The organism is Pseudoalteromonas rubra (assembly GCF_004212645.1).
Lineage (GTDB): Bacteria > Pseudomonadota > Gammaproteobacteria > Enterobacterales > Alteromonadaceae > Pseudoalteromonas > Pseudoalteromonas rubra_G.
The window spans coordinates 1-26,626 of record NZ_PPUZ01000075.1 but is presented as its reverse complement, the minus strand read 5'-3'; the positions used below and the strand labels follow the sequence as shown (position 1 = coordinate 26,626).

Sequence of the window (26,626 nt, the reverse complement as noted above, 5' to 3'; positions counted from 1 at the left end):
TTTCGCGATCCGTGAAGGTGGTCGTACAGTTGGTGCTGGTGTTGTTGCAACTATCGTTGAGTAATATCGACTTTAGTTAATGCAATAAGCATTGTGAAAAAGGCCATTCTCTAATAAAGAGCGTGGCCTTTTTTAATGCCTGAGTGAAAGTCATCATGTGAGGGTGGCGCCTTCCACAAGGCAATGTTGGTGCTTGTAGCTACAATCGTAGAATAATCTACAGATTGCAGTAACACTGTGAAAAAGGTCGCCCAGGCGGCCTTTTTTAATGCCTGAAATATGAGAATGGATAGTTCAGTATGGAAGTACATCCATGTAGCGGCGCCCATCGCGCATCTCGATAATTGCTCCTGCATTATTCTACTTCCCCACATCCATGTGGGTCCATGCGCTCACCTTCTCATGCTGCGAAGCGGTGGTGACTCCAGGCTTCCTGCCTTACGCTCTTCGAGCCAGCGTAGCTGTTCAAAAATATTCCAGATATTTTTGTCGTTCATTCGTCGCCCTTGCGCAAAGGAAATGCCAGTGCAAGCACTGTGTCATTATCCTTTGCACGATAGGTGGCTCTCTCTACAAGGTAATGTTGGTATTTGTAGCTACAATCGTAGAATAATCTACAGATTGCAGTAACACTGTGAAAAGGTCGCCCAGGCGGCCTTTTTAATGCCTGAAATATGGATAGTGAGTTTGAGGTAGTGAATGATTTAATCTACCACGCTTAAATTTATAGTGGATGAAGTTCTAAGTTTTGTGGTTCGTGCAGGCAAGGAGTTTCGTGAAGGCTGTAGGCTGACTGTTGGTGCTTGAATAACTCGTGTTGACTTGATATGTAGGGCAGTTAAGCGCTTGTGTTTGAAACCATAGTAATTTTGGGTGGGAATATAGGTGGACGATAAAGCAGGGCTACTTTTAGCCCTGCTCGCGCCTTTCTTTAAATGATGACGCTATTGAAGATACTGTTGATCTCTGCTTGGTGCTTTTGTGCATAATGCAGGCTTGGTGCAACGTACATGATGACATACAGCTTGTCATTTTTTGTGGTCAGTAAGGCATCGACGGATTTCTTTAGACCATGTTCCAGAAAATATGAAAGCTGCAAACGAAATGCAATATCATCCCCAAGTTCAACCGGTGACATATTGTCTGTTGTGACAGAGATTGTACCACCATGACTATTTTTCAAAGAGGTCTTAATGAACTCTTCCAGCTCATTTGGCAGCATGCCTTTTTTGAAGGTGGGTAGAGGTAGCTCTTTATTGTGTGATTTAAAAATACTCTCTCCTTCGTTGATATTGCCTATGATATAAAGCTCATTCAGGCCAAGGCCATCTTTGGTCCATAGCTCCGATTTTTTATGCTGATTGAACCCTGCTTTATTCCAGGTACTGGTGGGTGTCAAGGTAATACCATGTACTGTTGTTTGTTGTGATTTGACGAGTTTGAAAGCTGCACATGCATTAAGCATCAGTAGCATGGAAATAATTAGTAGTTTTTTCATTTTTTATCCCAGAGATTTTAAATAATATTTGATCATGGCTTTGTCTTTTGCTTGGGGAACCCTTTTCAGGTAGTTCATAAAGTGCGTTTTAGCTTGCTCTTTATCTTTCTTCTTTAGATACAGGTATGCCAAGTGCTTGAACGCTTGAGGTGGTGAGTTCGGGCTTTGAATTGACGCCTGGTAATATTCCAGTGCTTTGTCGGTATCACCATCTTGTGCGCGCTTGCGGTAGAGCTCGCCAAAAAAGAAATCGATCTTTTCTTTTGGGTAGCCCAGGCTACTATGTCGTTGCAGGAGTATTTTGGTTTGTTCGTGCTCTTGCAGGTCAACATGGTTTTTCATGAGCTTAAAGTAATTGGTTGATAGCAACTTAAACAGCGGCTCAGATTGTGACTCGGGCTTAGGCAGGGCCTTAAGTTTGTCGGCATGAGCAAGCAAATATTCACTTCTTTCCTTTGATGGCGGGTGGCTTGCCCAGAAAGACCAGCTGGAATCTTTGCTCTGATCTTGTTCTCTTTCTTCAAGAACACGTTGCCAAAGCTCACTCGCCGCTTTGGGATTGTATCCAGCTTTGTGCATTAGCTCTGCACCCATAATATCAGCTTCTTTTTCATGAGTACGGCTGAAGGCGGCACCGCTACCTGACATCGCCAGTGTTGCAACACCGTACACGCCTGTTATTGCTGCAATCCCTGTGTCTAATAATACGGCTGCCCAAGCTGAGTTTTGTGCACTGCGCCATTGTGCTATTTGGTGCGCACGAAGAAAGTGCGCAATTTCATGTCCAAGTACAGCTGCCAATTGAGCTTCATTCTCTACCCTCAATAACAGACCGGTCCAAACATGCATCATACCATTAGGGTACATTGAGGCATTAAAGTGTGGGTTATCAATTATATAGACCCTGATCGAAGCACAGTACTCTCCTGCGATTTTGCAAATCATACTGTTTACATAGTCGTTGAGAGCAGCATCTCTGACTAAATAGGGAGAGCTTTTAATATCTGCTTCAATCTGATTGACTTTGTACCAAAACCCTCCCTCGTCACTAGACCAGTCCGGTTCATACTTGGTGTCTATGGTAGGAGCAAATGTTAGCTCAGAGGCTTTTACACTGTGCATACCTGCAACTGTTAACAGTATGATAAAGGCGAGACGTAGCATGATTTAGCCTGCTGTAGGGAAGCTGTCTAGCAAGTTTGTAACTGACTTTTGCGCAGCTTTTGGTGTACGTAGATCACCTGTAGTGCTTACCAGTCGATTGAACCAAACAATATCGCCACTGTTCAGATCCACAAGCGAAGCAAAGCCTACCTGCGTGCCACCTGCGACACCCACACCCGCGAAAGCAGCTAAAAACTGCATTGCCTTTCGTCCAGCACTGGCGTAACTGTCCCGAACAAAAACGAAGAGCGCATAGTCGGCACCGGTTTCTTTTGCCAGTGCTTGTGCATCTTTACCCAGACTCCAGTCAAACTCTTGCTTTTTAGTCGGCAGTGGTTGGTGCCCTAAGTGATGTACAAGCACAGAATAGCCGACCGCCTCATGCAACTTCGCTAACTGATAGCTTGTTGCATTTGGGTCAGTACTAGTTGTTTCGTACTTTGAACTGTTAGCATTTTTGCTGGCCATAATGTCGGCAATCGAGTTGGTCATATGCTCTTTTGCATTTTCAGTCCAGTCTGCCTTGGTTTCCAGAAAGCCCAGTGCAGATAGCTCTGATAGCTCAACATCAAGCGGCATCAGTAATATTTTAGAATTTGCATTAGTTTGCGTTTTTAGTTCAGTTGTTCCAGCATATTTCTTAGTGTTTGCACAACCCTGTGCCAACAAGAAAACACTAATAAGTACAATCGTGAGTAGTTTTTTTATCATTTTTGGTACCTTTAATTAAAACTGTCACAAAATATAATATTCATTAATACTTTGCAATAAAATGTAAGATTTTGTTGGGCTGGCTTTTTGGTGTTTATTTGCTAGGTTTAATTGCTGAATAAATAGTTATTTCAAGGGTTATGACATGGCGCGAATAAACACTCCTAAAGCGCTGGCTTTTTGCTGGACAGAGCTCTGTACCAGCAATTGGCAGGAGGCGAAGGCCTTTTATACACAGCTATTTGACTGGGGCTTTGATGATCAGCCAATTGGTGAAGGAGCCTATTACACTATGCTGCAAAAGCACAGTGACGACATTGCTGCTATGTATCAGATGATGCCGCAACAGAAAGAAGCGGGGGCGCAGAGTCAATGGTTGAACTATATTGCAGTTGAAAATGTTGATGAAATGGCAGAGCGAGCCGTCGCACTCGGTGCAGAGATTATTGCCGGCCCCCATGATGTGCCTTCTGCGGGCAGAATGGTAATGTTGCGAGAGCCGGCTGAGGGGGCACATTTTGCACTGTGGCAGGCAAAAGAACATCCCGGGTGCAAGCGTGAGCTCGAAGCTAATGTGCCCTACTGGTTTGAGTTAGCGACCCGTAATAGCCAAAAAAGCCGGGCGTTTTATAGTGCCTTGCTGGGTTGGCAGGCGCAAGATAAGCCTATGGAAGGTATGGACTATGTGCTGTTCAGTGCACGCGATACCGTGGTGGCGGGTATGTTGCAAATGAGCGAAGAGTGGGGAGACGAAATCCCCGCCCACTGGATGACCTACTTTGCTGTACTGGATTGCGATGCCATGGCAGAGAAGGCCCGAGTGCTTGGCGGGCAAGTGTGCGTGCCACCCACGGACATTCCTCAGGTCGGCCGTTTTGCGGTGATCACTGATCCTCAGGGAGCTGTTTTTTCAATTATTCAGTCTGTTATGCATGACATTGAGTCATAAATCGGCCAGGTGATCTGCGCTTCAGTCCAGCGAGATGAGCTGCCCCTGACATTGCGAAAAGGCATTGCGCAGCCGCTCTGCATATTGTTTGAGCTGCCCGCTCTGGCTTATCGCTTTTATTCGGGCGCTGAGCTTGGGCACCAGGGCCTGATGCTTTTTGTGGACATAATGATAAATGGTAAAAGTGCGCGCTGACACCATTTTACTGTAAAGGGTGGAAAGCCCAGATTCACACAAGGAGCCCAGGGCGTACTTATCGGTGGCCAAAATGCGACTGACGCGCCCTCGGCTCAGGGCCTGATAGGCCGATATATCATTTTGAACCCGATTGCAATTGAGCTGATGCTGTTCACAAAACCACACCGTGATGAGATTACCTGCAATGATCGCCAGATCGGTTTCATGGGCCAGATCACAGTACTGTGGATCGGTGCACAGTAACATTAACCTGAGTTCACTGAGTGGCACGGGCACGGCAATTAAGTTGTCATAGCGTGCGCCAATTAAGTCAACGCGCCCGGCTTCCGCATCCAGCTCTGCGTCATTGACCAGCTGCAGACCCCGCTCACTTGGTAAAAACTCAAACTCTGGCTGGATCCCCAGTGGTGCATAAATGGCGCTGAACATAGCGATAATTTGCTGCTGCCCGAGACTGTAAGACAAGGATTCGCTGACGTTAATGCGATAAGTGTTGGCATCAGCAACCGGCAGCCATAGCAGCGCGAGCAGGATCAGGGTTCGTGGCAAGAGTCTATTCCCTTTGTGTGACCTTCCTTAAAGGTAGCAGAACCTGGCGAGGCTGAAAGAAATCACCACAATCTATACAATGGGTGCTCTGCTATGAGCGTAAACAAAGCAAAAAGGAGAAAGGTATGTCAAAGCATGTGGTGATAACGGGGGCCAATCGTGGTATTGGCCTGGAATTATGCCGACACTATTTAGCGGCCGGAGATCGGGTCACGGCAGTGGTACGCAACGCATCCGAAGAGTTGCAGTCGCTGGATGTTACTGTGATTGCGGGTATTGATGTCAGCATTGAACAGGATGTTCGCGCCTTGTCAGCCGCACTTGGTGAGCAGGACATTGATATTCTGGTCAATAACGCGGGCATTTTTCACAACGAAACCCTGCAACAGATGGATTTTGCGACACTGGAGCAGCAACTTATGGTTAATGCCGTTGCGCCGATTAGGGTGACGCATGCATTGCAGCACAATCTGGCAGCAGGTGCTAAAGTGGCGATGATCACCAGCCGAATGGGCTCCATTGCAGACAATGGCTCCGGTGCGTACCTTGGTTATCGTATGTCGAAAGCGGCGTTGAATGCAGCGGGTGTTAGCCTGGCGCATGAGCTCAAACCTCGCGGTGTGGCCGTAGCATTGTTGCATCCTGGATTTGTTCAGACTGAAATGGTCAATTATGCCGGTGATATATCACCCGCAGAAGCGGCACAACGTCTGGTAAAACGTATCGATGAGTTGACGCTGGAAACCAGTGGCGGGTTCTGGCATTCAAATGGCGATCGCCTGCCCTGGTAAGCATGAAGCGGGGCATCTGTGATGAGCAAAGTTGTGCTAAACTTCCCTCAGGTATTTGCATAAATGAGCTATTTTTCATGGAACTTCAAGAAAACACCCCGCTTAACCTGCCGTTATTTAAACTGGACGATAATTTGGCCGAGCGTGATATTGAGCAACCGGATCTGACCTTAGAAGTCATTCTGGATGCCAACCTGCTGGCCAATCTGTGCCAGAACCCGGCGCCTGAGCAAAGTGTTAGTATTCCACTTGAGGGTTATCAGATCAGTAATATCGAGCAGCAGGTGGCTGAGATCCTGAGCCAGGGACATCAGGCGCAGTTGCTGCTTAACCACGGTCCGGTACTGAGCGCCGTGTTGAGCTGCGAAAGCCAGACCGTCTTTGTTTCGCCACCAATGGAAATGATGCCCACGTTTGATCTCGGGCTTGACGACGAAGAGGACGCATAATGCGCAGATCCGGCTGGATACTGGTTGGCATTGTCGTTTTCTTGAGCGGCTGTGTGGCACTGGGTGTCAACCATTACGATGATTTGTTTGGGCCGCAGCAGCCACAGCAGCGAATACAAGACCCATCGGCACACCAGGGCGCTACTTATCTGAGCGACATCAAACCTATCCTGGATAACCGATGTGTGGTGTGTCACGGTTGTTACGATGCGCCTTGCCAGCTTAAACTCAGTTCACCCGAGGGCATTGATCGGGGGGTGAGTAAAACCCGTGTGTATGATGGCACCCGTCTGCTGGCCGAATCGCCAACCCGCTTGTTGTTTGATGCGCAAACTACGGCCCAGTGGCGCGACAAGGGCTTTACCCCCATTCTCAATGAACGTGTGCAAACTGAATATGCCAACCTCAATGGCAGCGTGTTGTATAACAGTCTGCTGCTCAAACAGACGCAGCCGTTTGCCCAGCATGGGCTGCTGCCGGATCACTACGACTTTTCATTAGATCGGGCACAGACCTGCCCAACCATGGATGAATATTCGGACTATGCCAAGGAGCAGCCCCATGCCGGTATGCCTTATGGCTTGCCCGCGCTGACCAATAGCGAATTTGCCCAGCTGACTGACTGGATCAAACAAGGCTCGCCCATGAGCCAGATTGCGCCACCGAGTGAGGCAGAGCTACAGAGTGTGGCGAAGTGGGAAAGCTTTTTAAATCAGGACGACAATAAAACGCGACTTGCTGCACGGTATATTTACGAACACTGGTATCTGGCGCACATCTATTTTAATCGCCTGGATAAAAACGCATTTTTTACCCTGGTACGCTCCAAAACGCCGCCGGGTGAACCTATTGAGTTGATCGCAACGGTCAGACCATTTGATGACCCAAAGGTAGCACGGGTTTATTATCGCCTGATGCAGGTGCGCAGCTCCATTTTATCTAAAACCCATATGCCACTGGCACTGAATGACGACAAACTGGCGCGTTTACAGGCGCAGTTTATTCACAGTGAATATGAGGTGGCACAGTTACCGGGTTATGCCCCTAAACTGGCTGCTAACCCCTTTAAAGTGTTTGCGGCGATCCCGGTCAAATCGCGTTATCAGTTTATGCTCGATGAGGCTGAGCTGATCGTTAAAGGCTTTATTAAAGGCCCTGTGTGTCGTGGTCAGATAGCATTGAATGTGATCAATGACCATTTCTGGGTGGCCTTTGTCGACCCCGAGAAAAATGCTTCGCCAGCTGTGGAGCAGTTACTGACCCGACATGACGACGACCTGCTTCTGCCTGCGGCTGAGCAAAGCAATGTGTTGCCACTGTCGAGCTGGGCGAAATATGCCAAGCGTCAGCACGATTATCTGGAAGCGAAAACGGCCTTGTCGGATAAATTGTTTGCCGATGGCAAGCGCCTGAACCTGGACCTGATCTGGCAAGGCGAAGGGCACAATCAAAATGCTGCGCTGACCATTTTCCGCCATTTTGACAGTGCGACTGTAGTGAAGGGCTTTATCGGGCAAGCACCTAAAACCACCTGGGTACTGGATTACGCCTTGTTTGAACGGATCCATTATCTGCTGGTTGCGGGCTTTGATGTCTATGGCAACATAGGTCATCAATTGGTGACCCGGCTGTATATGGACTTTCTGCGCCTTGAAGGCGAGCAGAATTTCCTCAATCTGCTGCCGCTGAGCCATCGCCAGGCCATCAAGCAGCACTGGTATCGCAAGTCGCACCTGAGCCTTAGTGAGTTTATTAACCGTAAGTCATTACTGGGGGCGCCCTCAGGGATCCGCTACCACAGTGACGACCCGCAGGCAGAGCTGTACGACATGCTTAAAACGCATCTCAAACCTGTGCTGAATGAAGCCTACGACTACACCGCTGTACCCACGGCGTTGCAGCCCCTTAATGCCTTGCCGGTTGAGGCGATTAATCAGTTACCTCAGGTGTCGTTTATTCTGGCTGTCGATGCCAGTGGCGCGCATCAGCCTTACACCCTGATCCACCACAATGCGCACTTTAATATTTCCAGCTTACTGAATGAGGAAGGTCAGCGGGCCTATCGGGAAGATACCGCGACTTTGGTCCCCGGGTTTATTGGCGATTATCCTGAGGCCATCTGGCATATGCCAAATCAGGCGCACATCGACGCCTTTGTGCAACAGCTGAGGGAGGTCCGCACTGAGTCGGATTATCGCACGCTGAAAGCGACCTTCGGGATCCGCAGAACGCACCCGCAGTTCTGGCAATACAGTGATTTATTGCACCGTATTGCTCGTGAAACTCGGGGTGTGGAATATGGCCTGTTTGACTATAACCGACTGGAAAACAGGTAACCAGTGGCGGGCCCGGCTCGGGCCCGCCGGATATTATTTTAGATTGCTGACGGCGCGGACCGCGGCCAGCAGCACGGTTTCTTCCAGACGTACTTTGTAATTGGGGTTAGCATACTGAAACTGCACCAGTCCCGCTTTATCAATCACAAAAACCGCGGGCACTGGCAGCGCCACCCGGCTTTTGCCATCCAAATCTACAAACTGCACGCCCATTCGGTCGCGATAGGCCTTAGCGGTTTTGTCATCCAGGTAATAAGCCAGTCCCAGCGCCTGGGTTAACGCCAGCTGGTCATCGGAAAGCAAGCGATAGTTAGGTGAACTGATATTGCTTTTACTCAGTGCCTGCGGGCTGTCAGGAGAAACCGCCACTATCTGTGCGCCCAGCTCGACTATTTGCTTTTCAATTTTCTGTAGCCCAGCTAACTGGCGTGAGCAATACGGGCACCAGCCACCGCGATAGACCACCAATACCGTCGTTTTGTCTTGATACAGCTTTGCTAAATCCACCACTTTGGCGTTGTTGTCCTGAAGGGTTAAAGTCGGCGCCGTCAGGCCTGGCAGTAAAGGCGCAACCTGCTCCGGGTGCTCACTAATGTTAGTGGCTTGCGCAGCAGACGCAGAAAAGGACAGCAACTGGGTAACAGTCAGTGTTAACGCAATAAGTATGGATCGCATGTAAAACCTCAAAAATAGATGTATGAACCCTATTAGAACGGGGCAGCGCAGAAAAGCTTTCATTGTGGCTCATCGTGGTAATTATGCCACTGTGTGGGTATCATAGCGCTTTGACTGAATACACAGAGTGAGAGCGCAAATATGTCTGCGAATAGTGCGAAGCTGGTTGTGATGCTGGAAATGCAAAACGCCATGAATACCAAAGTGCATGAGCAATGGTTCAGCCAGGGGTTTGAATGGTATCGCGCCATCTGGGTTGAGTGTGCAGAACCAATAGAGCATATATAAATGATCTATTATGCTTGTAGAGAACTCATAAAAACTAAACTAAGTCATAAACTAAATGGATTCAAGACTAAAGAATACAACTAAATTCTATTACCAACCTTTTATTTATCAATAAAATGCAGCTACGTGGCTACAACTTCAACACTGAGAGATTATATGACTAAGCATCAAGAACACATTGTATGTATCAAATCAGATAAGGTAAAACATCGGGAACACGGTTTTGTTGACTATAAGCTTAACAACAGTGATCTAATGCTTGGTCAACGGGCATCCCTTGAAAACGATGATGATTTTCGCCAACTTTTGCCAATTTCAATATTTACTTGCAAAGGCAAAGTTTGGGCGTATGAACGCACATCTAAAGGTGGAGAAAGTCGTCTACATAACAAAATAGCCGTGGCTGTCGGTGGACACTGGGATCTTGCAGATCTCGTAATTAAAGACAGCGTTATAGACCTTGAGCAATCACTTTCCCAAACTATGGCACGTGAATTAGAAGAAGAAGTAAACCTAACATCTTCCATAGTAAGTACAACCGAACTTCAAAAGAAGATTTGTGCTGATGATACAGAGGTCGATAGAGTTCACATTGCTGTTGTTTATGTTCATGAGCTTGACGGTGAAGGTATAGAATCATCAGAAGAACAGTTAAAAACAGTTGGTTTTATTTCACCTGAGGAGTTGCTTTCTGGCGACTACAATATTGAAGCATGGGCAAGAATCATCTGTGAAATCCTAATCGATAAATAAAGAAAAGAGTAACCACGTAGTCAGTACGTGGCTACTTACTCACTATGGGAAGCCTTGCTGAAGTATAAGTCACCTAAAGATAAAGTTCTACTTTAATAGGGGATATGGGCACATAAAGGAATATTACTAATGAAAAGGAAAGTTCTAGTATCAGCAATGAACCACAATTTAGGTGAGGATTAAGGAACTAAATTGGATTAAGAGTCACACAAAAGTTAACTAACAGGTTAATAATAAATAAAAGCGAAGTCAGGTATAAATAATGGGAATATTATCTATTAAAGAGAAGCATACGGACAGCAACGAAGCTTTCGAAAGAAACAAAAAATCTGATGCTAGTTTAATTTATACAGATGCAGGTACGGTTGAAGAGTTCTCTATCGAGTTGTCTGTAGGTGATCAATGGGCCAAAGATCTTACAAAAGAAAAAGCTTCTATGTTTGAAATAGAAGGAGAAGGTATCTCTATAAAGCCTCAAAGCTCGATTGTGCTCGAAGTCCAAGAACATATACAGGTGCCATTCAATATGTATGGCCTGGTCATACAAACAGGCTCAGTATTCTTAGAACAAGGAATACTCATTGGTGCAGGTAAAATTGAACCTTCATTTGATGGTAAATTAAGAATGTTAATCTACAACACATCAAAAACTAAAAGGTCACTCAAAAAAGGGCAAAAAATAGCGTCAGCTATTTTTATGCGTACGGATAAAACGATTAATGCTTCTATTTACAAGGATAAGCGAGCTTTGGTTAAAGAAAATAGAGGCAAAATGGCGAAAATCTGTGCTTTTTTTAATGCCGATAAAAAATTTACTATTAACCTTCTTGCGATGATCATTACTTCATCTCTGACCGCCGCAATTGTCACATCTGTCTTGTCTTCAAGTGATGAAAAAATAGTGGGAGCTGAGCATTCACAAGGACTTGATCAACCAGCAGATGATGCTAAGAAATCAACTCCGCTAGGAAAGGGTTAAGATACATAACATATGATAACGTTTGATAATTATTCGCAAGAGGAAAAGTAATGGTAGTAGTAGGAGATAATCTAAAAGGCTTGATTCGTGCAAAAGATATTTGTGATGAAGAACTCTTTGACGAATTCTCAATAAAAATTAAGTTAGATCGTACGGTTTTTCGTCTAACACCGCAGGAAAAAAAAACCATCAGATATGGCGCACAGACAGTTGAAGAGTACTACAAAGAAGAAACTCTAGAAAGTGAACTTCTTCTTAGGCCAGGTGAATGCGTATTGGCCTGTAGCTCTCAAATAATTACAATGCCTCTTGGATACATTGGTTTTGTTCAAACCAAAGGAACTCTTGCACGTCTCTTTGTGGCTGCTCATTGTGCTGATGCTCAAATCGAGCCTGGCTTTTCAGGTAAAGTAACTCTAGAACTAATGAATCACTCGCTTTTTGATATTTCTATCCCAGTAGGAGCAAATATCGCTCAAGTGTATGTTATGAGGTGTAGTACCGATAATAGCAAAGCATATAAGGGCAAATATCAAAGTAGTGAAAAACCCACATTGCCGTTGCCAATTGGCTAATTTTCGATCACTACCTTCCTGCAAATACAGTGCAGTACAGGAAGGTAGTTTATAAAGCTATCTTCTAGAGTCTAGCTTTTGTTTGCTTGGGAAATTCCATAATATGCCCAATTGCTTTTTCTCATTATGCCTATCACACATTAATTGTGAATTTTATGAGGGAGTTACAAAAATACCCTGAACTTCTTCCGTCAGGACCATGGTTACAAAGATGGCAGCTATATCAAACAGTGGCACGGCAAAGAAGACAACGAGCACCTGGTTGAAGTGGTGAAAAGCCTGGACACTGAACATCCAGACTTTGCTAAACTTGTTTATCAGGGCTTGCAGGCGCGTTACCCGGGCTGATCAGCTGATTGGCAGTAATGTGCGATAGTCGCAAATGGCCGGATAATCAGTGATCTCTTTATGAGGTTGCTGGCTATCCGGATTCGCGATGGCAAGCAAGTGTCCAATGCCATACTCTTTAGCCGCAGCCAAGACCGCCAGGCTGTCATCGACAAACAACGTCCGCGTTTTATCAAACCCCAGATCCGCCTGAACCTGTTGCCACAGTTGCTGGCTTTCCTTACTGACACCATAGCTATGGGTGGAGATGAGTTTATCCAGATACTGGTCAAACTGGGTGCGCTCGATTTTGAGACTCAAGCTATCTGGGTGTGCATTAGTTAACAAGATCAGTTCTTTGCCCGCGTCTTTCAGCGCCTGCAAAAATGCCGGCACGTCGTCACGAATAGAGATCAAATGCTGAATTTCGCGTTTAAGCTCCATGATAGGCAGTTGCAGTTGTTGCTGCCAGTAATCCAGACAATACCACTCGATTTGCCCCATAACGGCTTCGTAGCGCGCGAGGATATCGGCGCGGGCTTGCTCCAGCGTCAGGCCTTGTTTGACAGCATGGGCCTTAGGGATCACGTCCAGCCAAAAGTGATTATCAAAATGCAGATCGAGTAAGGTGCCATCCATATCCAGCAACACAGTATCGATCTTTGACCAATTTAACATAGGCATTTACCTGTAAAGGCTTTATGATGAGGTTAATGGCCATGATAGCAAAATAATCTCTATGTCACAGAAAAAGCACCCAATTCCCCCTGAGATATTAGCCTCTGAGGTTGTCGCAAAAAGTAAGCTCTTTACGGTAGAATCCCTGTCGCTGTCATTTTCTAATGGCGAGCGCCGCGAATATGAACGAGTTCGTGGCGGCGGCCGGGGGGCTGTGATGATAGTGCCCATATCGGCCGAAAATGAGCTACTCTTAGTAAGAGAATATTGCGCGGGGACGCATGATTATCAGCTTGGTTTTCCAAAAGGGCTGATTGATCCGGGCGAAACCCCGATTGAAGCGGGCAACCGTGAGTTAAAAGAAGAAGTTGGCTTTGGCGCTCGGCAGTTTTGTGATCTAAAAACGTTATCACTGGCACCCAGCTATTTTAACGCCAGAATGCACATACTGGTGGCACAGGATTTATACCCGGAGCAACTCACGGGTGATGAACCCGAGCCATTGGTAGTGGTTAAATGGCCTCTGGCGCAATGGCAGGCTTTACTGAGCCAGAGCGATTTTACCGAAGCCCGCAGTGTCGCCGCGCTGTTATTACTACAACAGTACCTGACAACGGAGGCTTAATGCAGTCATATTTAGAGCCCTGTATCACCCTGGCTGAGCAGGCGGGGCAGGCGATCATGGCCATCTATCAGCAAGACGACATAGGGGCACGGGAAAAGTCAGATCATACGCCGGTGACCGCCGCGGATCTGGCGGCAAATGAAGTGCTGACAGCCGGGCTGCAAGCGCTGGCCCCGGACGTACCAATTATGTCTGAAGAAACCCCCATTCCGCCGCTGGAAAGCCGACAACACTGGCAGCGTTACTGGCTGCTGGATCCAATGGATGGCACCGGTGAGTTTATTCTGGAAAGTGGCGACTTTGCGGTGAACATTGCCCTGGTCGAAAACAATCAGCCTGTACTTGGTGTGATCCACTGGCCAGCTAAAGGCGTAACCTATTTTGCTACTCACCAGGGCGGGGCATTTAAGCGCACCGACGGGCGTGATGAGCCAATTTCGGTCGCGCCGAAAGGCACGCTCACTTTGGCGGTCAGCCGCAGGCAAAAAATTGAGGCGGTGAGCCAATATCTTAACAGCCAATTTGATACCGTGGCACTGGGTTCGTGTTCGCTCAAGGCCTGTATTGTGGCCGAGGGGAAAGCCGATTGCTTTTTACGTGTTGGGCCAACAGGTGAGTGGGATACCGGCGCTTCTCAGGTGATTGTGGAAGAAGCGGGTGGCTGCATTACCGATGCTGAATTTAATCCACTGACCTACAATCAAAGAGAAAGCACAGAAAATCCTGACTTTATCGTGATGGGCCACCCCGATTGGCAGTTCCAGAAGCTGATCAACCCACATCAGAGAGAACAATAGTCGGTCGGTTAATTTGGCCGGCGAGATAATAACTGTCATAAAAGGGCGTTAAAATGCTCGTGTTTGCTTGCTTTTTGAGCGGTTGACGCCCTTTTCTTGATTAAAACCTTGCAATAAAAATCTAATTCTATATTATAGCGACCTCTTAAAGAGTTAGGGCAAATTAAGCCTCAACTTACAGGCGCGGGATGGAGCAGAATGATAAATCATTCGTCGGGCTCGTTAATTCCAAAATCGCCGAAGGTCGTCGGTTCAAATCTGACTACCAGCTTCTTTCAGTAGAAGTAAAATACTGAATATACAGGCGCGGGATGGAGCAGCCTGGTAGCTCGTCGGGCTCATAACCCGAAGGTCGTCGGTTCAAATCCGGCTCCCGCAACCACTTTCTAAGTGGTAACGACTGAAGGTCGTCGGTTCGCTCTTCATAAACCAAGGGCTCCGAAACTATTTTTTCAGTGGTAACGCCGAAGGTCGTCGGTTCAAATCTGACTACCAACTTCTTTCAGTAGAAGTAAAACACTGAAAATACAGGCGCGGGATGGAGCAGCCTGGTAGCTCGTCGGGCTCATAACCCGAAGGTCGTCGGTTCAAATCCGGCTCCCGCAACCACTTTCTGAGTGGTAACGCCAAAGGTCGTCGGTTCGCTCTTCATAAATCAAGGGCTCCCGCAACCACTTTCCGAGTGGTTACCACTTCTCTCAACAGAAGTAAAAGGTTGAACATACAGGCGCGGGATGGAGCAGCCTGGTAGCTCGTCGGGCTCATAACCCGAAGGTCGTCGGTTCAAATCCGGCTCCCGCAACCACTTCCTAAGTAGTAACGCCGAAGGTTGTCGGTTCACTCTTTATAAATCAATGTCTCCCGCAACCACTTCCTTATGTGGTAACGACCGAAGGTCGTCGGTTCACTCTTCATAAATCAAGGTCTCCCGCAACCACTTCCTTATGTGGTAACGACCGAAGGTCGTCGATTCACTCTTCATAGATCAAGGTCTCCCGAAAACACTTTCTGAGTGGTAACGCCGAAGGTCGTCGGTACAAAACCTCGATAATATCGAACTTTATAGATAAGCCCTCTTGTCACCACCCATTTTATTTCTGCGCTTAAATTCATCAGTTTACGATTTTCTTATTGCTCCAATCATCAACACGTTTTCTTAGTTTTATTACATTTGCCGCAGCGCTTCTGCGCCTAGTCTCACAGTTACTTTGTACTTTCAATTTAATGTTTTTGTTGCTGAGTGTCTTTGAACGTTATCGAATGCGATAGGGGAGAGTAATGATGAGCTTGGTTTTTCAACTGCCTTAGCAGGAATGACTGGTAGGCCTTATACGTGTGCTACACACACGAATAAGGCACTTATCGCTCAATTAGCACAGACAGCTATGACCAGCATTACAACTGGCTTGATCGGTGATATTACAGCAGCGTGATAAGTTCTGGTGCGATGCACAGCGCGATGTATCCTGACATGTAGTGCCAGGTCTTGTGGTGCCCGTCATTGTGCCAAAGCCCGCGCCGGCTACCTGAGGAGTTTGCTCAAGCTGAACTTTGTTATCCTGTGTCAGTGATTTAAGCTTTTTCTTATTGATTTTCAGTTTCATGGATATTTCCTTATCTATTTTATTGAAGGCTCTCGCCAATGTGTGAACGTTTTTTGTTCAAATCAAGTCTATTTGATTAATCAGGGATATGGAAGAGCTGCGAGCGTAATTGAGGCAAAGTAACTAAAAGAGTGGGGGAAAGAAGGAGAAGTGGCGTGACCACTTCTCACTGGGTATTAAAACTGTTTGGCATATTCTTCCGCCTGGCGCCAGACGCGTAGGGTGTTGCCGCCCAGGATTTTCTTGATCTGCCCTTCGGTGTAGTTGCGATCTAACAGACCCTGTACCAGGTTAGGGTAAGTTGAAACGTCTTTTAATCCGATAGGCAGAGAATCACCCACACCGTCATAGTCAGAGCCAATACCCACATGGTCGATACCGATCAGCTTAACCACGTGGTCAATGTGATCCAGTACTTGCTCTAGGGTGGCGTAAGGGAAGGGGTTTTTCGCGCGATACGCCGCTCTGAAATCGGTTTTACTCTTGCCCTGGCTGGTGGCCTGCTCTTCAGCTTCGTCACGTTGATCGTACCAGGTACGAGAGCTATTGGTCACAAAGCTGGAACCAAAGTTGATCTGAATAACACCACCGTTCTTTTTCAGCGCCTTCAGCATTTTGTCATCCATATTGCGCTCAAAACCCGGGGTGTATTTACGCAATGAGGAGTGTGAGGCTATCACGGGCACTTTAGACAGCTCCATCACCTGATAAAACGCAGCATCTGAAATATGTGAGACGTCGATCAGCATGCCAATCTTATTCATCTCCACGACCAGATCTTTACCAAACGGGCTCAGGCCTTTCCATTTACGACGAATGTCATAAGACGAGTCGGAAATATGGTTACTTTGCGAGTGGGCCAGTGTGATGTAGCGCACACCGCGGTCGAAGAAGTGCTTCAGGTTGGCCATGTCACCTTCAATCGGTGAGCCATTCTCCATACCCATGGCGACAGAGATTTTCTTTTCGCGGAAATGGCGATAGATGTCTTTGGTGTTGTAGGCCATCGCGAATTTATCCGGTGCACGTTGTGCCAGCGCTTCCATTCCGTCAATCAACTGGTTAGCCAGCTGGTAGCTCTTACCTTTGCCTTCAAATTCCAGGTTAGCGGGAATATAGATCGACATAAATGGCGCATTCAGGCCGCCTTGCACAGCGCGAGGGTAGTCGAAGTCGCCGCTTTTGGTGGCCTTAGTCACATCTTCCCAGTGCTCCAAAATACGATAGGGCACATCGATGTGGGTATCGATCAGAATGTTTTGCTTAGCGATGTGTTTGGCGCGCTCAGACGCCTGAATATCGTTGGCATAGGCATTCGACAGGCTTAAAGCCAGTGCGCAGAGTGTAGCGGGTAACTTCATGGATTAACCTTGTTATTCTTTGTAGTGTGTGTCGATTGTAGCAAGTTGGCGTTTATCTACAATCCATTCTGTCGGCCAGCCTGAGGGGCTGACCGCATTTATTCGTAGTTGTATTCCTGTGCCTGCATCGCCTGAAACTGGGCTTTGGAGACAATATTCACCGACTCGTGCAGCTCGGAATACACCAGCAAGGCTTCACCCGACTTGAGCTGAGCGTGCACCTGTTCGACCTTGCGCTCAGTGCTGACTTCGCTGTCGCCATAATCGGTGCCTTCACGTAGCACATAATGTTCAATCAGATTGCTCAGTGTGGTTGGGTCCAGTTGTTGGTATGGAATGATCATAATTTCTTTTGAACTCGATGGTTGAGTAATGAATGCAAATAAGCAGGCACAATTTGCTCTAGCCAGAAAACCGGCTTAAAAGGATTGCGTCCTGCGATAAAGCCGACATGACCGCCACGCTGAGATACGGCCAGGGTGACCTGATCACTGATCTGATCCGCAGTGGGCACCGCACGGCTCGACAGCATAGGATCGTCGGCTGCGTGGATCAGCAAGGTTGGCGTGGCTATCTGTTTTAGATAGGGCTGAGCGCTGGCCTTGGCGTAGTAGTCTTCAGCGCCTTTAAAGCCGTGCAATGGCGCCGTGATCCGCTCATCAAATTGCCACAGATCGCGGATCTGTTGTATCTCGTCGCGGCCGATCTGTAACGCATGCTCTATCTGATCAAACTTACGGGCGAACGATCGCTTCATGCGATCCAGCAAATACTTTTGATACAGTTTAAAACAGCTCTTGCGGATCACCTGGCAGGAAGACGACAAATGGTAGGGCGCTGAGATCACCGCGGCACCATCCAGCAGGCTGTTATTACCTTGCTCTCCCAAATATTTGGCCAGCACATTACCGCCCAGCGAAAATCCCACCGCATATAAGGGACGGTCGACAAAGCGTTGTTTCAGGGTGTCGAGCAAAAATGCCAGATCACCGGTTTCACCGCTGTGGTAGGCCCTAGGCTGACGATTCACCTGACGTGAGCAATTGCGAAAATGCATCAACACGGCATCCAGCCCGGTGGCGGTCAGGGCGCGGAGCAGCCCTTTGGCATAGAAACTATTGATATTGCCTTCCAGCCCATGCAGCACCACTACCAGCGGGGCTTGTTGATCCCCTTGATTGGCCCAGGCCAGTTCTAAAAAGTCATCATCGGGTGTTTCGAGGTGCTCATAGCGCACATCGGCTTTCAGGGTTGGCCTGAACATGCGGGGCAAAATGGTTTGCAGGTGACGGTTGCGCATCCACCAGGCGGGTTGAAAGGATAACTCTGACGGCTTTAACATGTGGTTCGTATTTCCTGTAAATACCTCTGCGACAGTGAGGCTCATGCACGCACTCAGAAGAAAAGCCGCCTTGTCTGACGTCAATGAATAAACTGGTATGATGAGCCTGAAATGGGATCAGTGTATCAAACTGCGGGAAATAACCCAAAGAATGTTCGAAGCAGGTATTCAGTGAAATTGATATAATAAAAAGCACCCGACCAGCTGAGCTGATAAGGTGCTTTGTGCGTCGTGCTTAATTCTAGAACGGGAACTAATTGCTTAACGTTTCAACAACATGTTTCGAATAACATAAAAGAGTGTCGACGATTTACTCAGGTACTTCTGCTTCTTGTACTTTCTTGATGAAGTAGTAGACGTAGAAACAACACAGTACGATTACCACGCCCAAGATGCCGAAAGAGAGAAATAACACTGGGTCAGTAAAAAAGTCTCTGAAGAATACGTTCATGTCTGTGCCTCCTGATTTGTCGATGAGGTAATCTTAGTCGAGCATGCACAGACCAGATATGATCAAGATCAAGTTTCACCAGTGCCTGGTCGGGACTTGGTAAATTGCTTGATCCCGATCATGTTTTTGCGGGGATACGGCCCTGTTGAGCGGGTGTCAGGTAGTGAGTTAGATTGTCCGCAGACGGGTTTGGTTGCAGGGGGTGCTGATTGAGATAGTCGATAAGCAGTGACTGCTGTAGCTTCTCCTGGGCCAGCTCCGCCTTAAGCATAAGCTCGCGCAGCTCGGCATATTGCGCATAGTGCTGATGTTGCTGTTTGAGTGTGGCGCGCACCTGGCGCTGGGGATGTAGCACTGCGTGGTCAAAGGTTTTGCACACAGCGTGCAGCCCTGCAAATTGTTCAGCTGTGAGCGAGATGTTGTGTACGTCGAGATACATTAGCAGCAAGATCAGATTAACGTTTTTATCCTCGCTTTCTTGCAAGCTCAGCAGCGCATCTTGCATACCCGCACGGGCATACTGCGTGCAGGCATAGCGCCAGAAATCTGCGGCATCTAACATATTTCGCCACTTTGCTCGAAACGCGCCTGTTTCTCTTCCAGCTCTTCAAGTGCCATTAACAGGGCTTCCTCAGTGTCGTTCAGCTCGGGTGTCAGCTTAGCCTGCTGCGCCAGCAGCTCGCTGAGCTTGCCTTTATTTTGCTCTGAGTACAGGTCGTTGTCGGCCAGCGCCGTTTCCACCTCAGCCAGTGCTGCACTGAGCTTATCCAGCTCTTTTTCAAGCTTATCTATGGACTTTTTCAGCGGTTGAACGGCCTTGCGGAACTCGGCTTCCAGGCGTTTCTGCTCTTTACGGTTCACACTTGAGTGGGCTTTGTCTTCACTGCTGTCTTTGCGCACCGCTTCTTTATTAGCGTTGAGCAGCCACTGATAGTAGGCATCCAGATCATACCCAAACGCACTCACCTTGCCCTGATCGACCAGGTAATATTCGTCTGCGGTGTGTTTAAGCATATGGCGGTCGTGGGATACGGTGACCATAGCGCCCTCAAAGCCTTGCAGTGCCATGACCAGCGCATGGCGCATTTCCAGATCCAGGTGGTTGGTCGGCTCATCCAGCAGTAACAGATTCGGTTTTTGATACACCAGCATGGCCAGCACCAGGCGGGCTTTTTCACCACCGGAAAATGGTTTTACCGGCTCCAGCGCTTTGTCGCCGTTAAAGGCGAAGCCACCCAGAAAATCGCGCAGTGATTGCTCACTGGCTTGCGGGTCGAGACGTTGCAGGTGCGTCACAGCACTGGCACCGAGATCCAGCGATTCCAGCTGGTGCTGGGCGAAATAGCCAATCTTTAGCCCCTGATGCTGAAAGACTTCTCCTGCCTGCGGCGATAACTCACCTGCGAGCAGTTTGATAAGCGTTGACTTACCGGCGCCGTTACGGCCCAGCAGGGCAATACGGCTGCCCGGTACCAGGTTGAGTTTGATCTTGTGTAATATGGTTACGTCACCATATCCGGCCTGAGCCTGGTCCAGTGTCATCAGCGGGTTGGGCATGTTGTCCGGATTGCTGAACTCAAAACTGAACGGCGAATCGGCATGGGCAGGCGCCAGCTTTTCCATCCGTTCCAGTGCCTTCACCCGGCTTTGCGCTTGTTTGGCTTTACTGGCTTTGGCTTTAAAGCGGGTAATAAACTGCTCCAGGTGGGCAATGGTGGCTTGTTGCTTGTCGTATAGCGCCTGTTGCTGCGCCATACGCTCGGCCTTTTGGCGTTCAAACTGTGAGTAGTGCCCTTTATACACGTTGAGCTGTTGCTGGTCGACGTGCCAGATCTGATCGACCACCGCATCAAGGAACTCACGGTCGTGCGAGATCAGTACTAACGTGCCCTGATAGGCTTTTAAGAAACGCTCCAACCAGTAAACCGCATCGAGATCCAGGTGGTTGGTTGGCTCATCCAGCAGCAGCAGATCGGCGTCGCGGATCAATGCCTGCGCCAGGTTCAGGCGCATTCGCCAGCCACCGGAAAATGCACTCACGGCATCGCTGAGCTGTGCATTGCTAAACCCTAAGCCATGCAATAGCTCTCCTGCTTTGGCTTCAATACCATAGCCACCAACCACTTCTATTTGCTGATGCAGACGGGCTTGTTCGGCGCCATCGCCGGATGCTTCGGCACTATGCAGCGCACTGCGCAGGGCATAATATTCCGGATGACCCTGCAGCACGTATTCCAGTGCACTGACGGCCAGCGCCGGGGTTTCCTGCTTCACGGATGCGATGGACCAGTCTTTCGGAATTTGCAGCTCGCCGGCATCCAGGTGTAGCTCTGATTTAAGCAAAGCAAACAAAGAGGATTTACCACAGCCATTGGCCCCGACCAGGCCCACTTTATGTTGCGCAAACAAGGTCGCACTGGCATTTTTAAGCAGTGTTTTACCACCGCGCATAAGTTCAATATTCGAAAGCTGGATCATACCGTTACATCACTGTTTGATTATGCGCGCATCATAACACGGATCCCCGCAGACACTCCAAGCGTATCAACAGTGAGTAATATAGGATAAAATGGCCCCACAGGGCGTGCGGCCCGTGATATAAATCGTCATTTGAACCGTCAAAGGTTCTGCTAACCTGAGGTAACTAAAGGTGAGAAAGAAAAAGCGCTTTATTGCAGGAGCATCCTGCCCTGAGTGTCATGAAGCAGACGTGATGATGCTGTACAAAGAGCATGACGTGGAAAAGGTGGAGTGCGTGAAGTGCGGCCATATTATGACCCAGCCAAAAGAAGCCGTTCAGGCGTCAACGCGTCAGTTTGAACAGGTTATTGGGGTATTCAGGCCCGAGTAGCGTGTGTGGCTTCACAGCTCAATAGTCAGAGCGGGTTTAACCCGCCCGACTGCGCCATTAATAGTGTGGCGGTGGCGGCTCCTGATGCTGCGGCATCATGCCCGGATCTCTGCCTTCTTTAATTTTTTCTGCCAGTAATTCAATCTGGCGCTGCATTTTGGCAAGGCGTACCTGATGCGCACTCAGTTCATTATTTAAAGTTTCTATGGTTTCGTCCTGAAACGCCACTTTGGCTTCCAGCTCGTTAACGCGATCTTCGAGTTCAGTCATGGTTACTCTCTTGCAAATTGTTCTAACAGGCCGCTGGAGCTTTCTGTCAGCAGGGTGTTGTCGTTTCCTGTGAAGGCCACGGCGAAGACCACTGCGGACTTAGGTCGGCTGCCCTCACGCGGCTTTACGCGCCAGGTTGCGAGCTTCTCACCGTTGTCAACCTGCCACAGGGTGAGTTGTCGGTTTGGTGAGCCCGTCACAATTAACCGCCCATCCTGGTTGAAGCGCACGGCACTGAATATCTTCTGGCGCGCAATATACTGCAATTGTGACTTGATTTCACCTGAAGTGAGCTGCCAGATGCTGGCCTTTTTCATGCTGTCTGCGGTAAACGCGTAGCGCCCCTCGGGATCTAAGGCCACTTTCGTGACCCGGCTGGGGTGGTTAAAGCGGTGGATCACCTGGCCGGTACGGGTATCCCAGAAGTAAGCGCTGTAATCATTGGCCCCGGTTAACGCAAAGTGGCCGTTGGGTGACAGCGCAATACTGTTAATTTTTTCCTGATGACCAAGGAACTCTATGCGCCTGCCGCTATCTAAGTCGAGATGCACAACCACATTGTCGCTGCGTCCATACAGCACATAGCGGCCTTCGTTGCTGATTGCAATGTCGCGAATGGTGCCTTGTTCTATTTGGTAGTAGCCAATATTCTGGCCATCGGATAAACGCCAGACGGCAAAGCGGTCGTTGGCTGCGGTCACGGCGCTGGAATTGTCATGGGCAATGGCCAGTGAATGTACCAGCTCGTCGGCTTGCTGTGACTGGGACCACTGATATTTCAAGCCATGGGTGGTGTTATCCCATAAAACCACCCCATGTTCGATGGATGACACTAAACTGTAACGCCCATCGTGTGAAATAGCTGCGGCAAAGGCACCGCGTGCGGCATGCTCTACGGTCAACAGCGCATCCGAGCTGTCTGTGGGGCAGCCAGCAAGCAGTGAGGTGATGAGAATAAAGGCAATTTGTGCGTTGCGCCGTAAAATTTTGGGCATAAATTCGGTATTTCCTCTTAACTCCATGATTTGCAGCGAGTAGACTAATGGGTAATTTGCAGAGGCCACAAAACTGATATTAGCCTATCGGTATATGAATGTCGCCGATCCCGAAATGAATTTTGCGTCAAAAAGAGAAATTTGGCTTTATGCGCTACGGATGTTAATGTGGCATCCACCCTTTTTAAGATTAATATAATTTTAACAAAGACACCCAACCAGGATAGTGATTGTCGCACTCTGAGCCTGGGTATGTCGGAGAGAAAACATGAAACAAACAATTAAGTTATCCTTAGTGGCTGCCGCGGTTCTGGCATTGACCGCTTGTAATCAAAAAGCAGAAGAAAAAGCAGCGAAAGTTGAAGAAGTGAAGCTGGAAACTGAAGTGCAGCAGCAAGCTTACGGTATCGGCGCATCGGTTGGTAACTTCCTGCAAAAAGATATGGCAGATAAAAAAGAGCTGGGCATTGAGCTGGATCAGGCACTGATCATGCGCGGCTTCAAAGATGCACTAGACGGTAACGCTAAACTGGACGAAGCGAAAATTCGTGAAGTTCTGACTGCACTGGATTCATCTGTACGTGAAAAGCAAACTGCAAAAGCCAAAGCAGATGCTGAAAAGAACAAGGTTGAAGGCGCAGAGTACCTGGCTGAAAACGCTAAGAAAGACGGTGTTAACGTGACTGAGTCTGGCCTGCAGTACGAAGTACTGAGCGAAGGCGAAGGTAAAAAGCCCGTTGCGACTGACATCGTAAAAGTACACTACAAAGGTACTTTGCTGGACGGTTCTGAATTTGACAGCTCTTACGCACGTAATCAGCCTGCTACATTCCCTCTGAACCAGGTTATCGCTGGCTGGACAGAAGGCCTTCAGCTGATGGCGGTTGGTTCTAAGTACAAATTCACTATCCCTTCAGAGCTTGGCTACGGTGAGCGTAACTTGGGTAAGATCCCGGCTAACTCTACACTGGTATTTGAAGTAGAACTACTTGAAATCCAGGAAGAGAAAGAGCAAGGTCACGACCACGCGCACGACTCAGAGTAATTAATGTCTTAGCCTCATCAGTCGGTGGGGCTTTAATAAAGACCCAATAAAAAAGGACCAACGCGGTCCTTTTTTATTGTCTGCTTTTCTACTTTATAGAATCACTTTGTGATCAGTCTTCGCTGTGATTCGCATACAGGTTATCAATCAGCTCATCTTCGAGTGCAAAGCGCAGCTCCAGGGCTTCACCCAGCTCAGAGAGATCTTTATCAAAGTCTGCCATCAGGTTGTCTGACTGCGCCTCTGCATACTTGTCGTTGAAGTCCAGTGCCAGGTCGGTGGTATCCGTGATCCTGGGATACAGCGATTGCGCCAGCTTGAGGCTTTGTGGGCCTTTCTCTTTACAGGCGGCAACCAGGTTGTCATAAATTTCAAAATGCCCGGCGGACAGGTAATCCATCAGGATCTGACAAAATGTCTGGATCTGTAGCTGATCAGGTAGGGCGTGGTCATCCTGTTCAAACGGAGACAGGCCTGCAACCTTACAATACAGCAGCAAAAGCTCCTGTCGTTCAGCTAACCAGTTGTCGATAACGCTATGGCTACCTCCCCACCTTTGTTGGGCTTGTTCTAAGCGTGACAGCATAGTTATCTCCTTAGCGGGTCATAATCTGCCCGTGGCTTGCCAAAAACATCGGCACAGTGTGACCCAAAATGGGGTCAAAACTTGACAGTGACCACCAAAAAGCGGTGATGCCGATTATGTTTATCTGTCCTCTATAAAAAGGAAATCTGATGCAAAGGTCAACCTATTTTTTTGTCAAGTGAGTAAATAACGGGCTATGTTTCTGAAGCGGGGGCGGGAATAACTCTTGTTTACGAGCTGCTCAGTGTAACCCGGCCGCAGTGGGGATAAGGTGTTTAAAATTAGTTAAACAAAAAAGCCGCTTCAGGGGGTATTCCTGAGCGGCCATCAATGCAGTTTAGCAATAGAGCTTTATTATTATTGGTTTTAAAGGTGTTTTTATTCTTCTTAGCGCAGCAAATTTATAGCAAGCTTTTACCCTTGTTGCAAACAGTTTAATCAGGTGTTTTTAATCTGGTTTGTAATTGGTTGAACTAAAAGGGGTTTAATTTAACGCGAACTGAATGGAAAACAGTCAGGGTGACATAAAGTGCTTAATCCAGATCATAGTGACGGGAATTTGCATGCTGTTTCAATAGTGGCGTATTGAAGTTAATGATACAATCTGAGCAATTTTTACAGCATTGGAATGAAATTACGCTATGAGCGAGTTGAAAAATGATCGTTACCTGCGCGCGTTGATGAAACAACCCGTAGATGTTACGCCCGTTTGGATGATGCGTCAGGCTGGCCGCTATCTTCCTGAGTATCGAGCGACCCGAGCGCAAGCCGGCGACTTTATGAGTCTGTGTAAAAACGCAGAACTGGCCTGTGAAGTAACCCTTCAGCCGTTGCGTCGTTACCCGCTTGATGCGGCGATCTTATTCAGCGACATCCTGACTATCCCGGATGCGATGGGACTGGGCCTGTATTTTGAAACCGGTGAAGGTCCTAAGTTTGAGCGTCCGATCAGCTCGCTGAGCGATGTACAAAAGCTGCCAAAGCTGGATCCAACCGATGAGCTGGGTTATGTGATGAATGCGGTCAGCACCATTCGCCGCGAGCTTAAAGGCGAAGTGCCGCTGATCGGCTTCTCTGGCTCTCCCTGGACGCTGGCGACTTACATGATTGAAGGCGGCAGCAGCAAGACCTTCGGTAAAATCAAGAAAATGGCCTTTGCCGAGCCGAAGACACTGCACCTGTTGCTTGATAAAGTGGCGGACTCCGTCATTGATTACCTGAATGCGCAGGTTAAAGCCGGTGCGCAGTCGCTGATGATCTTTGACTCATGGGGTGGAGTGCTGAGCCCGCGTGACTACAAAGAGTTCTCTTTGCAGTACATGCATAAGATTGTTGACGGTCTGATCCGTGAAAACGATGGCCGTAAGGTACCGGTTACCCTGTTCACCAAAAATGGCGGCCAGTGGATTGAAGCGATTGCGGCAACGGGCTGTGATGCGGTTGGCCTGGACTGGACAATCGACATTGCTGATGCCAGACGTCGCGTGGGTGACAAAGTAGCCCTGCAGGGCAATATGGACCCATCTATGCTGCACGGCACGCCTGAGCGTATTCGTGAAGAGGTACAACACATTCTGTCTGGTTACGGTCAGGGTTCGGGCCATGTGTTTAACCTGGGCCATGGTATTACTCCGGATGTTGACCCGGAAAATGCCGGTGTGTTTATCAACGCCGTGCATGAATTCAGCCGTCAGTATCACCAGGACTAATACCAATTCACATTAATACATAACCAATTAGAGAGATTAAATCTGCCGTTAACAGTGTTAAAAATTTCTC

The 26,626-nt window shown here is 48.1% G+C and carries 28 protein-coding genes, 3 tRNA genes and 2 pseudogenes; 17 read left to right on the top strand and 16 right to left on the bottom strand.

The genetic code is table 11. The features are described from left to right. Positions 1-931: 931 nt before the first annotated feature. The 3 genes from C3B51_RS20445 to C3B51_RS20435 are packed head-to-tail and all read right to left on the bottom strand — an operon-like array spanning position 932 to position 3,373. Positions 932-1,498: a hypothetical protein gene (locus C3B51_RS20445; RefSeq protein WP_130246239.1), complete on the bottom strand. Its 567-nt coding sequence runs from the start codon at positions 1,496-1,498 to the stop codon at positions 932-934. A gap of 3 nt (positions 1,499-1,501) precedes the next feature. Next, the gene (locus tag C3B51_RS20440) at positions 1,502-2,662 is read right to left on the bottom strand and encodes a M48 family metallopeptidase (protein ID WP_130246238.1); all 1,161 of its coding nucleotides are present in this window, start codon (positions 2,660-2,662) and stop codon (positions 1,502-1,504) included. 3 nt (positions 2,663-2,665) lie between these two features. Continuing rightward, positions 2,666-3,373, bottom strand: a complete 708-nt coding sequence (locus tag C3B51_RS20435) for a hypothetical protein (RefSeq protein WP_130246237.1) — start codon at positions 3,371-3,373, stop codon at positions 2,666-2,668. Positions 3,374-3,518: 145 nt separating this feature from the next. Here C3B51_RS20435 and C3B51_RS20430 point away from each other — a divergent pair, with 145 nt between their 5' ends. After that, positions 3,519-4,322 carry a VOC family protein gene (locus C3B51_RS20430; protein ID WP_130246236.1) on the top strand — a complete coding sequence of 268 codons (804 nt, stop codon included), beginning with the start codon at positions 3,519-3,521 and terminating at the stop codon, positions 4,320-4,322. 21 nt (positions 4,323-4,343) lie between these two features. Here the strand turns inward: C3B51_RS20430 and C3B51_RS20425 are convergent, their stop codons facing one another. Beyond that, entirely contained in the window at positions 4,344-5,069 is a 726-nt protein-coding gene (locus tag C3B51_RS20425) for a hypothetical protein (RefSeq protein WP_130246235.1), read from the bottom strand. A 125-nt stretch (positions 5,070-5,194) separates the two neighbouring features. Here C3B51_RS20425 and C3B51_RS20420 point away from each other — a divergent pair, with 125 nt between their 5' ends. The 3 genes from C3B51_RS20420 (at position 5,195) to C3B51_RS20410 (ending at position 8,645) form a co-directional block, all read left to right on the top strand. Next, on the top strand, positions 5,195-5,860 hold the full coding sequence (locus tag C3B51_RS20420) for an SDR family oxidoreductase (protein ID WP_130246234.1): 666 nt from the start codon (positions 5,195-5,197) through the stop codon (positions 5,858-5,860). 77 nt (positions 5,861-5,937) lie between these two features. Then, positions 5,938-6,309 (top strand): hypothetical protein, encoded by a 372-nt coding sequence (locus C3B51_RS20415; protein WP_046007288.1) that lies wholly within the window; start codon positions 5,938-5,940, stop codon positions 6,307-6,309. Beyond that, complete coding sequence (locus C3B51_RS20410) at positions 6,309-8,645, top strand: fatty acid cis/trans isomerase (RefSeq protein ID WP_130246233.1); 2,337 nt, start codon at positions 6,309-6,311, stop codon at positions 8,643-8,645. Before C3B51_RS20415 ends, C3B51_RS20410 begins: the two co-directional genes overlap by 1 nt. 33 nt (positions 8,646-8,678) lie before the next feature. On the opposite strand, the gene C3B51_RS20405 is transcribed toward C3B51_RS20410, so the two are convergent. Beyond that, positions 8,679-9,320, bottom strand: coding sequence for a peroxiredoxin-like family protein (locus C3B51_RS20405; protein ID WP_130246232.1), 642 nt, complete (start codon positions 9,318-9,320; stop codon positions 8,679-8,681). 141 nt (positions 9,321-9,461) lie between these two features. Between C3B51_RS20405 and C3B51_RS20400 the strand changes: the two are divergent. The 5 genes and pseudogenes from C3B51_RS20400 to C3B51_RS24005 form a co-directional block, all read left to right on the top strand. Further along, positions 9,462-9,602, top strand: a pseudogene (locus C3B51_RS20400) (dUTP diphosphatase); the annotation flags it as partial. A 162-nt stretch (positions 9,603-9,764) separates the two neighbouring features. Further along, positions 9,765-10,361: an NUDIX domain-containing protein gene (locus C3B51_RS20395; protein ID WP_130246231.1), complete on the top strand. Its 597-nt coding sequence runs from the start codon at positions 9,765-9,767 to the stop codon at positions 10,359-10,361. Between the two features lie 262 nt (positions 10,362-10,623). Then, positions 10,624-11,340: a dCTP deaminase domain-containing protein gene (locus C3B51_RS20390; RefSeq protein WP_130246230.1), complete on the top strand. Its 717-nt coding sequence runs from the start codon at positions 10,624-10,626 to the stop codon at positions 11,338-11,340. Positions 11,341-11,390: 50 nt separating this feature from the next. Beyond that, on the top strand, positions 11,391-11,915 hold the full coding sequence (locus C3B51_RS20385; RefSeq protein ID WP_130246229.1) for a dCTP deaminase: 525 nt from the start codon (positions 11,391-11,393) through the stop codon (positions 11,913-11,915). 168 nt (positions 11,916-12,083) lie between these two features. Continuing rightward, positions 12,084-12,263, top strand: a pseudogene (locus tag C3B51_RS24005) (dUTP diphosphatase); the annotation flags it as partial. On the opposite strand, the gene yrfG reads toward C3B51_RS24005, so the two are convergent. Continuing rightward, on the bottom strand, positions 12,264-12,920 hold the full coding sequence (gene yrfG / locus C3B51_RS20375) for a GMP/IMP nucleotidase (RefSeq protein ID WP_125721280.1): 657 nt from the start codon (positions 12,918-12,920) through the stop codon (positions 12,264-12,266). 61 nt (positions 12,921-12,981) lie between these two features. Here yrfG and nudE point away from each other — a divergent pair, with 61 nt between their 5' ends. From nudE to C3B51_RS20350, 5 genes are all read left to right on the top strand, one after another. Then, positions 12,982-13,545 (top strand): ADP compounds hydrolase NudE, encoded by a 564-nt coding sequence (gene nudE, locus C3B51_RS20370; RefSeq protein WP_046007283.1) that lies wholly within the window; start codon positions 12,982-12,984, stop codon positions 13,543-13,545. Next, a complete protein-coding gene (cysQ, locus tag C3B51_RS20365; RefSeq protein WP_046007282.1) occupies positions 13,545-14,342 on the top strand; it encodes a 3'(2'),5'-bisphosphate nucleotidase CysQ in 798 nt (265 codons plus the stop codon). Before nudE ends, cysQ begins: the two co-directional genes overlap by 1 nt. 305 nt (positions 14,343-14,647) lie before the next feature. Next, a tRNA-Met gene (locus tag C3B51_RS20360) sits at positions 14,648-14,724 on the top strand. A gap of 150 nt (positions 14,725-14,874) precedes the next feature. Next, a tRNA-Met gene (locus C3B51_RS20355) sits at positions 14,875-14,951 on the top strand. Between the two features lie 119 nt (positions 14,952-15,070). Beyond that, a tRNA-Met gene (locus C3B51_RS20350) sits at positions 15,071-15,147 on the top strand. A 565-nt stretch (positions 15,148-15,712) separates the two neighbouring features. On the opposite strand, the gene C3B51_RS20345 is transcribed toward C3B51_RS20350, so the two are convergent. The 7 genes from C3B51_RS20345 to C3B51_RS20315 all read right to left on the bottom strand — a co-directional run bounded on the left by C3B51_RS20345 (position 15,713) and on the right by C3B51_RS20315 (position 21,578). After that, positions 15,713-15,946 (bottom strand): hypothetical protein, encoded by a 234-nt coding sequence (locus C3B51_RS20345; protein WP_125721278.1) that lies wholly within the window; start codon positions 15,944-15,946, stop codon positions 15,713-15,715. A 176-nt stretch (positions 15,947-16,122) separates the two neighbouring features. After that, entirely contained in the window at positions 16,123-17,307 is a 1,185-nt protein-coding gene (locus C3B51_RS20340; RefSeq protein WP_125721276.1) for a dipeptidase, read from the bottom strand. A gap of 98 nt (positions 17,308-17,405) precedes the next feature. After that, complete coding sequence (locus C3B51_RS20335) at positions 17,406-17,651, bottom strand: YheU family protein (RefSeq protein WP_046006938.1); 246 nt, start codon at positions 17,649-17,651, stop codon at positions 17,406-17,408. Continuing rightward, the gene (locus C3B51_RS20330) at positions 17,648-18,649 is read right to left on the bottom strand and encodes a hydrolase (RefSeq protein WP_125721274.1); all 1,002 of its coding nucleotides are present in this window, start codon (positions 18,647-18,649) and stop codon (positions 17,648-17,650) included. Before C3B51_RS20330 ends, C3B51_RS20335 begins: the two co-directional genes overlap by 4 nt. A gap of 310 nt (positions 18,650-18,959) precedes the next feature. Further along, positions 18,960-19,100, bottom strand: a complete 141-nt coding sequence (locus C3B51_RS24000; protein WP_010386996.1) for a DUF3149 domain-containing protein — start codon at positions 19,098-19,100, stop codon at positions 18,960-18,962. A gap of 118 nt (positions 19,101-19,218) precedes the next feature. Beyond that, on the bottom strand, positions 19,219-19,662 hold the full coding sequence (locus C3B51_RS20320) for a TIGR02444 family protein (RefSeq protein ID WP_130246228.1): 444 nt from the start codon (positions 19,660-19,662) through the stop codon (positions 19,219-19,221). After that, positions 19,656-21,578: an ATP-binding cassette domain-containing protein gene (locus C3B51_RS20315; protein WP_130246227.1), complete on the bottom strand. Its 1,923-nt coding sequence runs from the start codon at positions 21,576-21,578 to the stop codon at positions 19,656-19,658. Before C3B51_RS20315 ends, C3B51_RS20320 begins: the two co-directional genes overlap by 7 nt. Before the next feature lie 172 nt (positions 21,579-21,750). Here C3B51_RS20315 and C3B51_RS20310 point away from each other — a divergent pair, with 172 nt between their 5' ends. Continuing rightward, positions 21,751-21,951, top strand: a complete 201-nt coding sequence (locus C3B51_RS20310; protein ID WP_010386993.1) for a YheV family putative zinc ribbon protein — start codon at positions 21,751-21,753, stop codon at positions 21,949-21,951. A gap of 57 nt (positions 21,952-22,008) precedes the next feature. On the opposite strand, the gene C3B51_RS20305 is transcribed toward C3B51_RS20310, so the two are convergent. Both C3B51_RS20305 and C3B51_RS20300 read right to left on the bottom strand, forming a co-directional pair. Further along, the gene (locus C3B51_RS20305) at positions 22,009-22,221 is read right to left on the bottom strand and encodes a SlyX family protein (RefSeq protein WP_046006934.1); all 213 of its coding nucleotides are present in this window, start codon (positions 22,219-22,221) and stop codon (positions 22,009-22,011) included. 2 nt (positions 22,222-22,223) lie between these two features. Further along, positions 22,224-23,216: a WD40 repeat domain-containing protein gene (locus C3B51_RS20300; protein ID WP_130246226.1), complete on the bottom strand. Its 993-nt coding sequence runs from the start codon at positions 23,214-23,216 to the stop codon at positions 22,224-22,226. Positions 23,217-23,484: 268 nt separating this feature from the next. On the opposite strand from C3B51_RS20300, the gene fkpA reads away from it, so the two are divergent. Continuing rightward, entirely contained in the window at positions 23,485-24,261 is a 777-nt protein-coding gene (gene fkpA, locus C3B51_RS20295; protein ID WP_125721266.1) for an FKBP-type peptidyl-prolyl cis-trans isomerase, read from the top strand. Between the two features lie 112 nt (positions 24,262-24,373). Here the strand turns inward: fkpA and C3B51_RS20290 are convergent, their stop codons facing one another. Next, entirely contained in the window at positions 24,374-24,847 is a 474-nt protein-coding gene (locus tag C3B51_RS20290; protein ID WP_046006931.1) for an Rsd/AlgQ family anti-sigma factor, read from the bottom strand. 641 nt (positions 24,848-25,488) lie between these two features. Here C3B51_RS20290 and hemE point away from each other — a divergent pair. Continuing rightward, the gene (gene hemE / locus C3B51_RS20285; protein ID WP_010386986.1) at positions 25,489-26,556 is read left to right on the top strand and encodes a uroporphyrinogen decarboxylase; all 1,068 of its coding nucleotides are present in this window, start codon (positions 25,489-25,491) and stop codon (positions 26,554-26,556) included. The last annotated feature ends 70 nt before the right edge of the window (positions 26,557-26,626 follow it).

Coding starts and splice junctions, on each gene's coding strand:
- C3B51_RS20410 (WP_130246233.1), top strand. CDS start 6,309: ATGCGCAGATCCGGCTGGATACTGGTTGGCATTGTCGTTTTCTTGAGC.
- C3B51_RS20435 (WP_130246237.1), bottom strand. CDS start 3,373: ATGATAAAAAAACTACTCACGATTGTACTTATTAGTGTTTTCTTGTTG.
- C3B51_RS20320 (WP_130246228.1), bottom strand. CDS start 19,662: ATGTTAGATGCCGCAGATTTCTGGCGCTATGCCTGCACGCAGTATGCC.
- cysQ (WP_046007282.1), top strand. CDS start 13,545: ATGCAGTCATATTTAGAGCCCTGTATCACCCTGGCTGAGCAGGCGGGG.
- C3B51_RS20340 (WP_125721276.1), bottom strand. CDS start 17,307: ATGAAGTTACCCGCTACACTCTGCGCACTGGCTTTAAGCCTGTCGAAT.
- C3B51_RS20315 (WP_130246227.1), bottom strand. CDS start 21,578: ATGATCCAGCTTTCGAATATTGAACTTATGCGCGGTGGTAAAACACTG.
- yrfG (WP_125721280.1), bottom strand. CDS start 12,920: ATGTTAAATTGGTCAAAGATCGATACTGTGTTGCTGGATATGGATGGC.
- C3B51_RS20290 (WP_046006931.1), bottom strand. CDS start 24,847: ATGCTGTCACGCTTAGAACAAGCCCAACAAAGGTGGGGAGGTAGCCAT.
- C3B51_RS20430 (WP_130246236.1), top strand. CDS start 3,519: ATGGCGCGAATAAACACTCCTAAAGCGCTGGCTTTTTGCTGGACAGAG.
- hemE (WP_010386986.1), top strand. CDS start 25,489: ATGAGCGAGTTGAAAAATGATCGTTACCTGCGCGCGTTGATGAAACAA.
- fkpA (WP_125721266.1), top strand. CDS start 23,485: ATGAAACAAACAATTAAGTTATCCTTAGTGGCTGCCGCGGTTCTGGCA.
- C3B51_RS20385 (WP_130246229.1), top strand. CDS start 11,391: ATGGTAGTAGTAGGAGATAATCTAAAAGGCTTGATTCGTGCAAAAGAT.
- C3B51_RS20305 (WP_046006934.1), bottom strand. CDS start 22,221: ATGACTGAACTCGAAGATCGCGTTAACGAGCTGGAAGCCAAAGTGGCG.
- C3B51_RS20335 (WP_046006938.1), bottom strand. CDS start 17,651: ATGATCATTCCATACCAACAACTGGACCCAACCACACTGAGCAATCTG.
- C3B51_RS20330 (WP_125721274.1), bottom strand. CDS start 18,649: ATGTTAAAGCCGTCAGAGTTATCCTTTCAACCCGCCTGGTGGATGCGC.
- C3B51_RS20420 (WP_130246234.1), top strand. CDS start 5,195: ATGTCAAAGCATGTGGTGATAACGGGGGCCAATCGTGGTATTGGCCTG.
- C3B51_RS20300 (WP_130246226.1), bottom strand. CDS start 23,216: ATGCCCAAAATTTTACGGCGCAACGCACAAATTGCCTTTATTCTCATC.
- C3B51_RS20395 (WP_130246231.1), top strand. CDS start 9,765: ATGACTAAGCATCAAGAACACATTGTATGTATCAAATCAGATAAGGTA.
- C3B51_RS20345 (WP_125721278.1), bottom strand. CDS start 15,946: ATGAAACTGAAAATCAATAAGAAAAAGCTTAAATCACTGACACAGGAT.
- C3B51_RS20390 (WP_130246230.1), top strand. CDS start 10,624: ATGGGAATATTATCTATTAAAGAGAAGCATACGGACAGCAACGAAGCT.
- C3B51_RS24000 (WP_010386996.1), bottom strand. CDS start 19,100: ATGAACGTATTCTTCAGAGACTTTTTTACTGACCCAGTGTTATTTCTC.
- nudE (WP_046007283.1), top strand. CDS start 12,982: ATGTCACAGAAAAAGCACCCAATTCCCCCTGAGATATTAGCCTCTGAG.
- C3B51_RS20445 (WP_130246239.1), bottom strand. CDS start 1,498: ATGAAAAAACTACTAATTATTTCCATGCTACTGATGCTTAATGCATGT.
- C3B51_RS20405 (WP_130246232.1), bottom strand. CDS start 9,320: ATGCGATCCATACTTATTGCGTTAACACTGACTGTTACCCAGTTGCTG.
- C3B51_RS20440 (WP_130246238.1), bottom strand. CDS start 2,662: ATGCTACGTCTCGCCTTTATCATACTGTTAACAGTTGCAGGTATGCAC.
- C3B51_RS20415 (WP_046007288.1), top strand. CDS start 5,938: ATGGAACTTCAAGAAAACACCCCGCTTAACCTGCCGTTATTTAAACTG.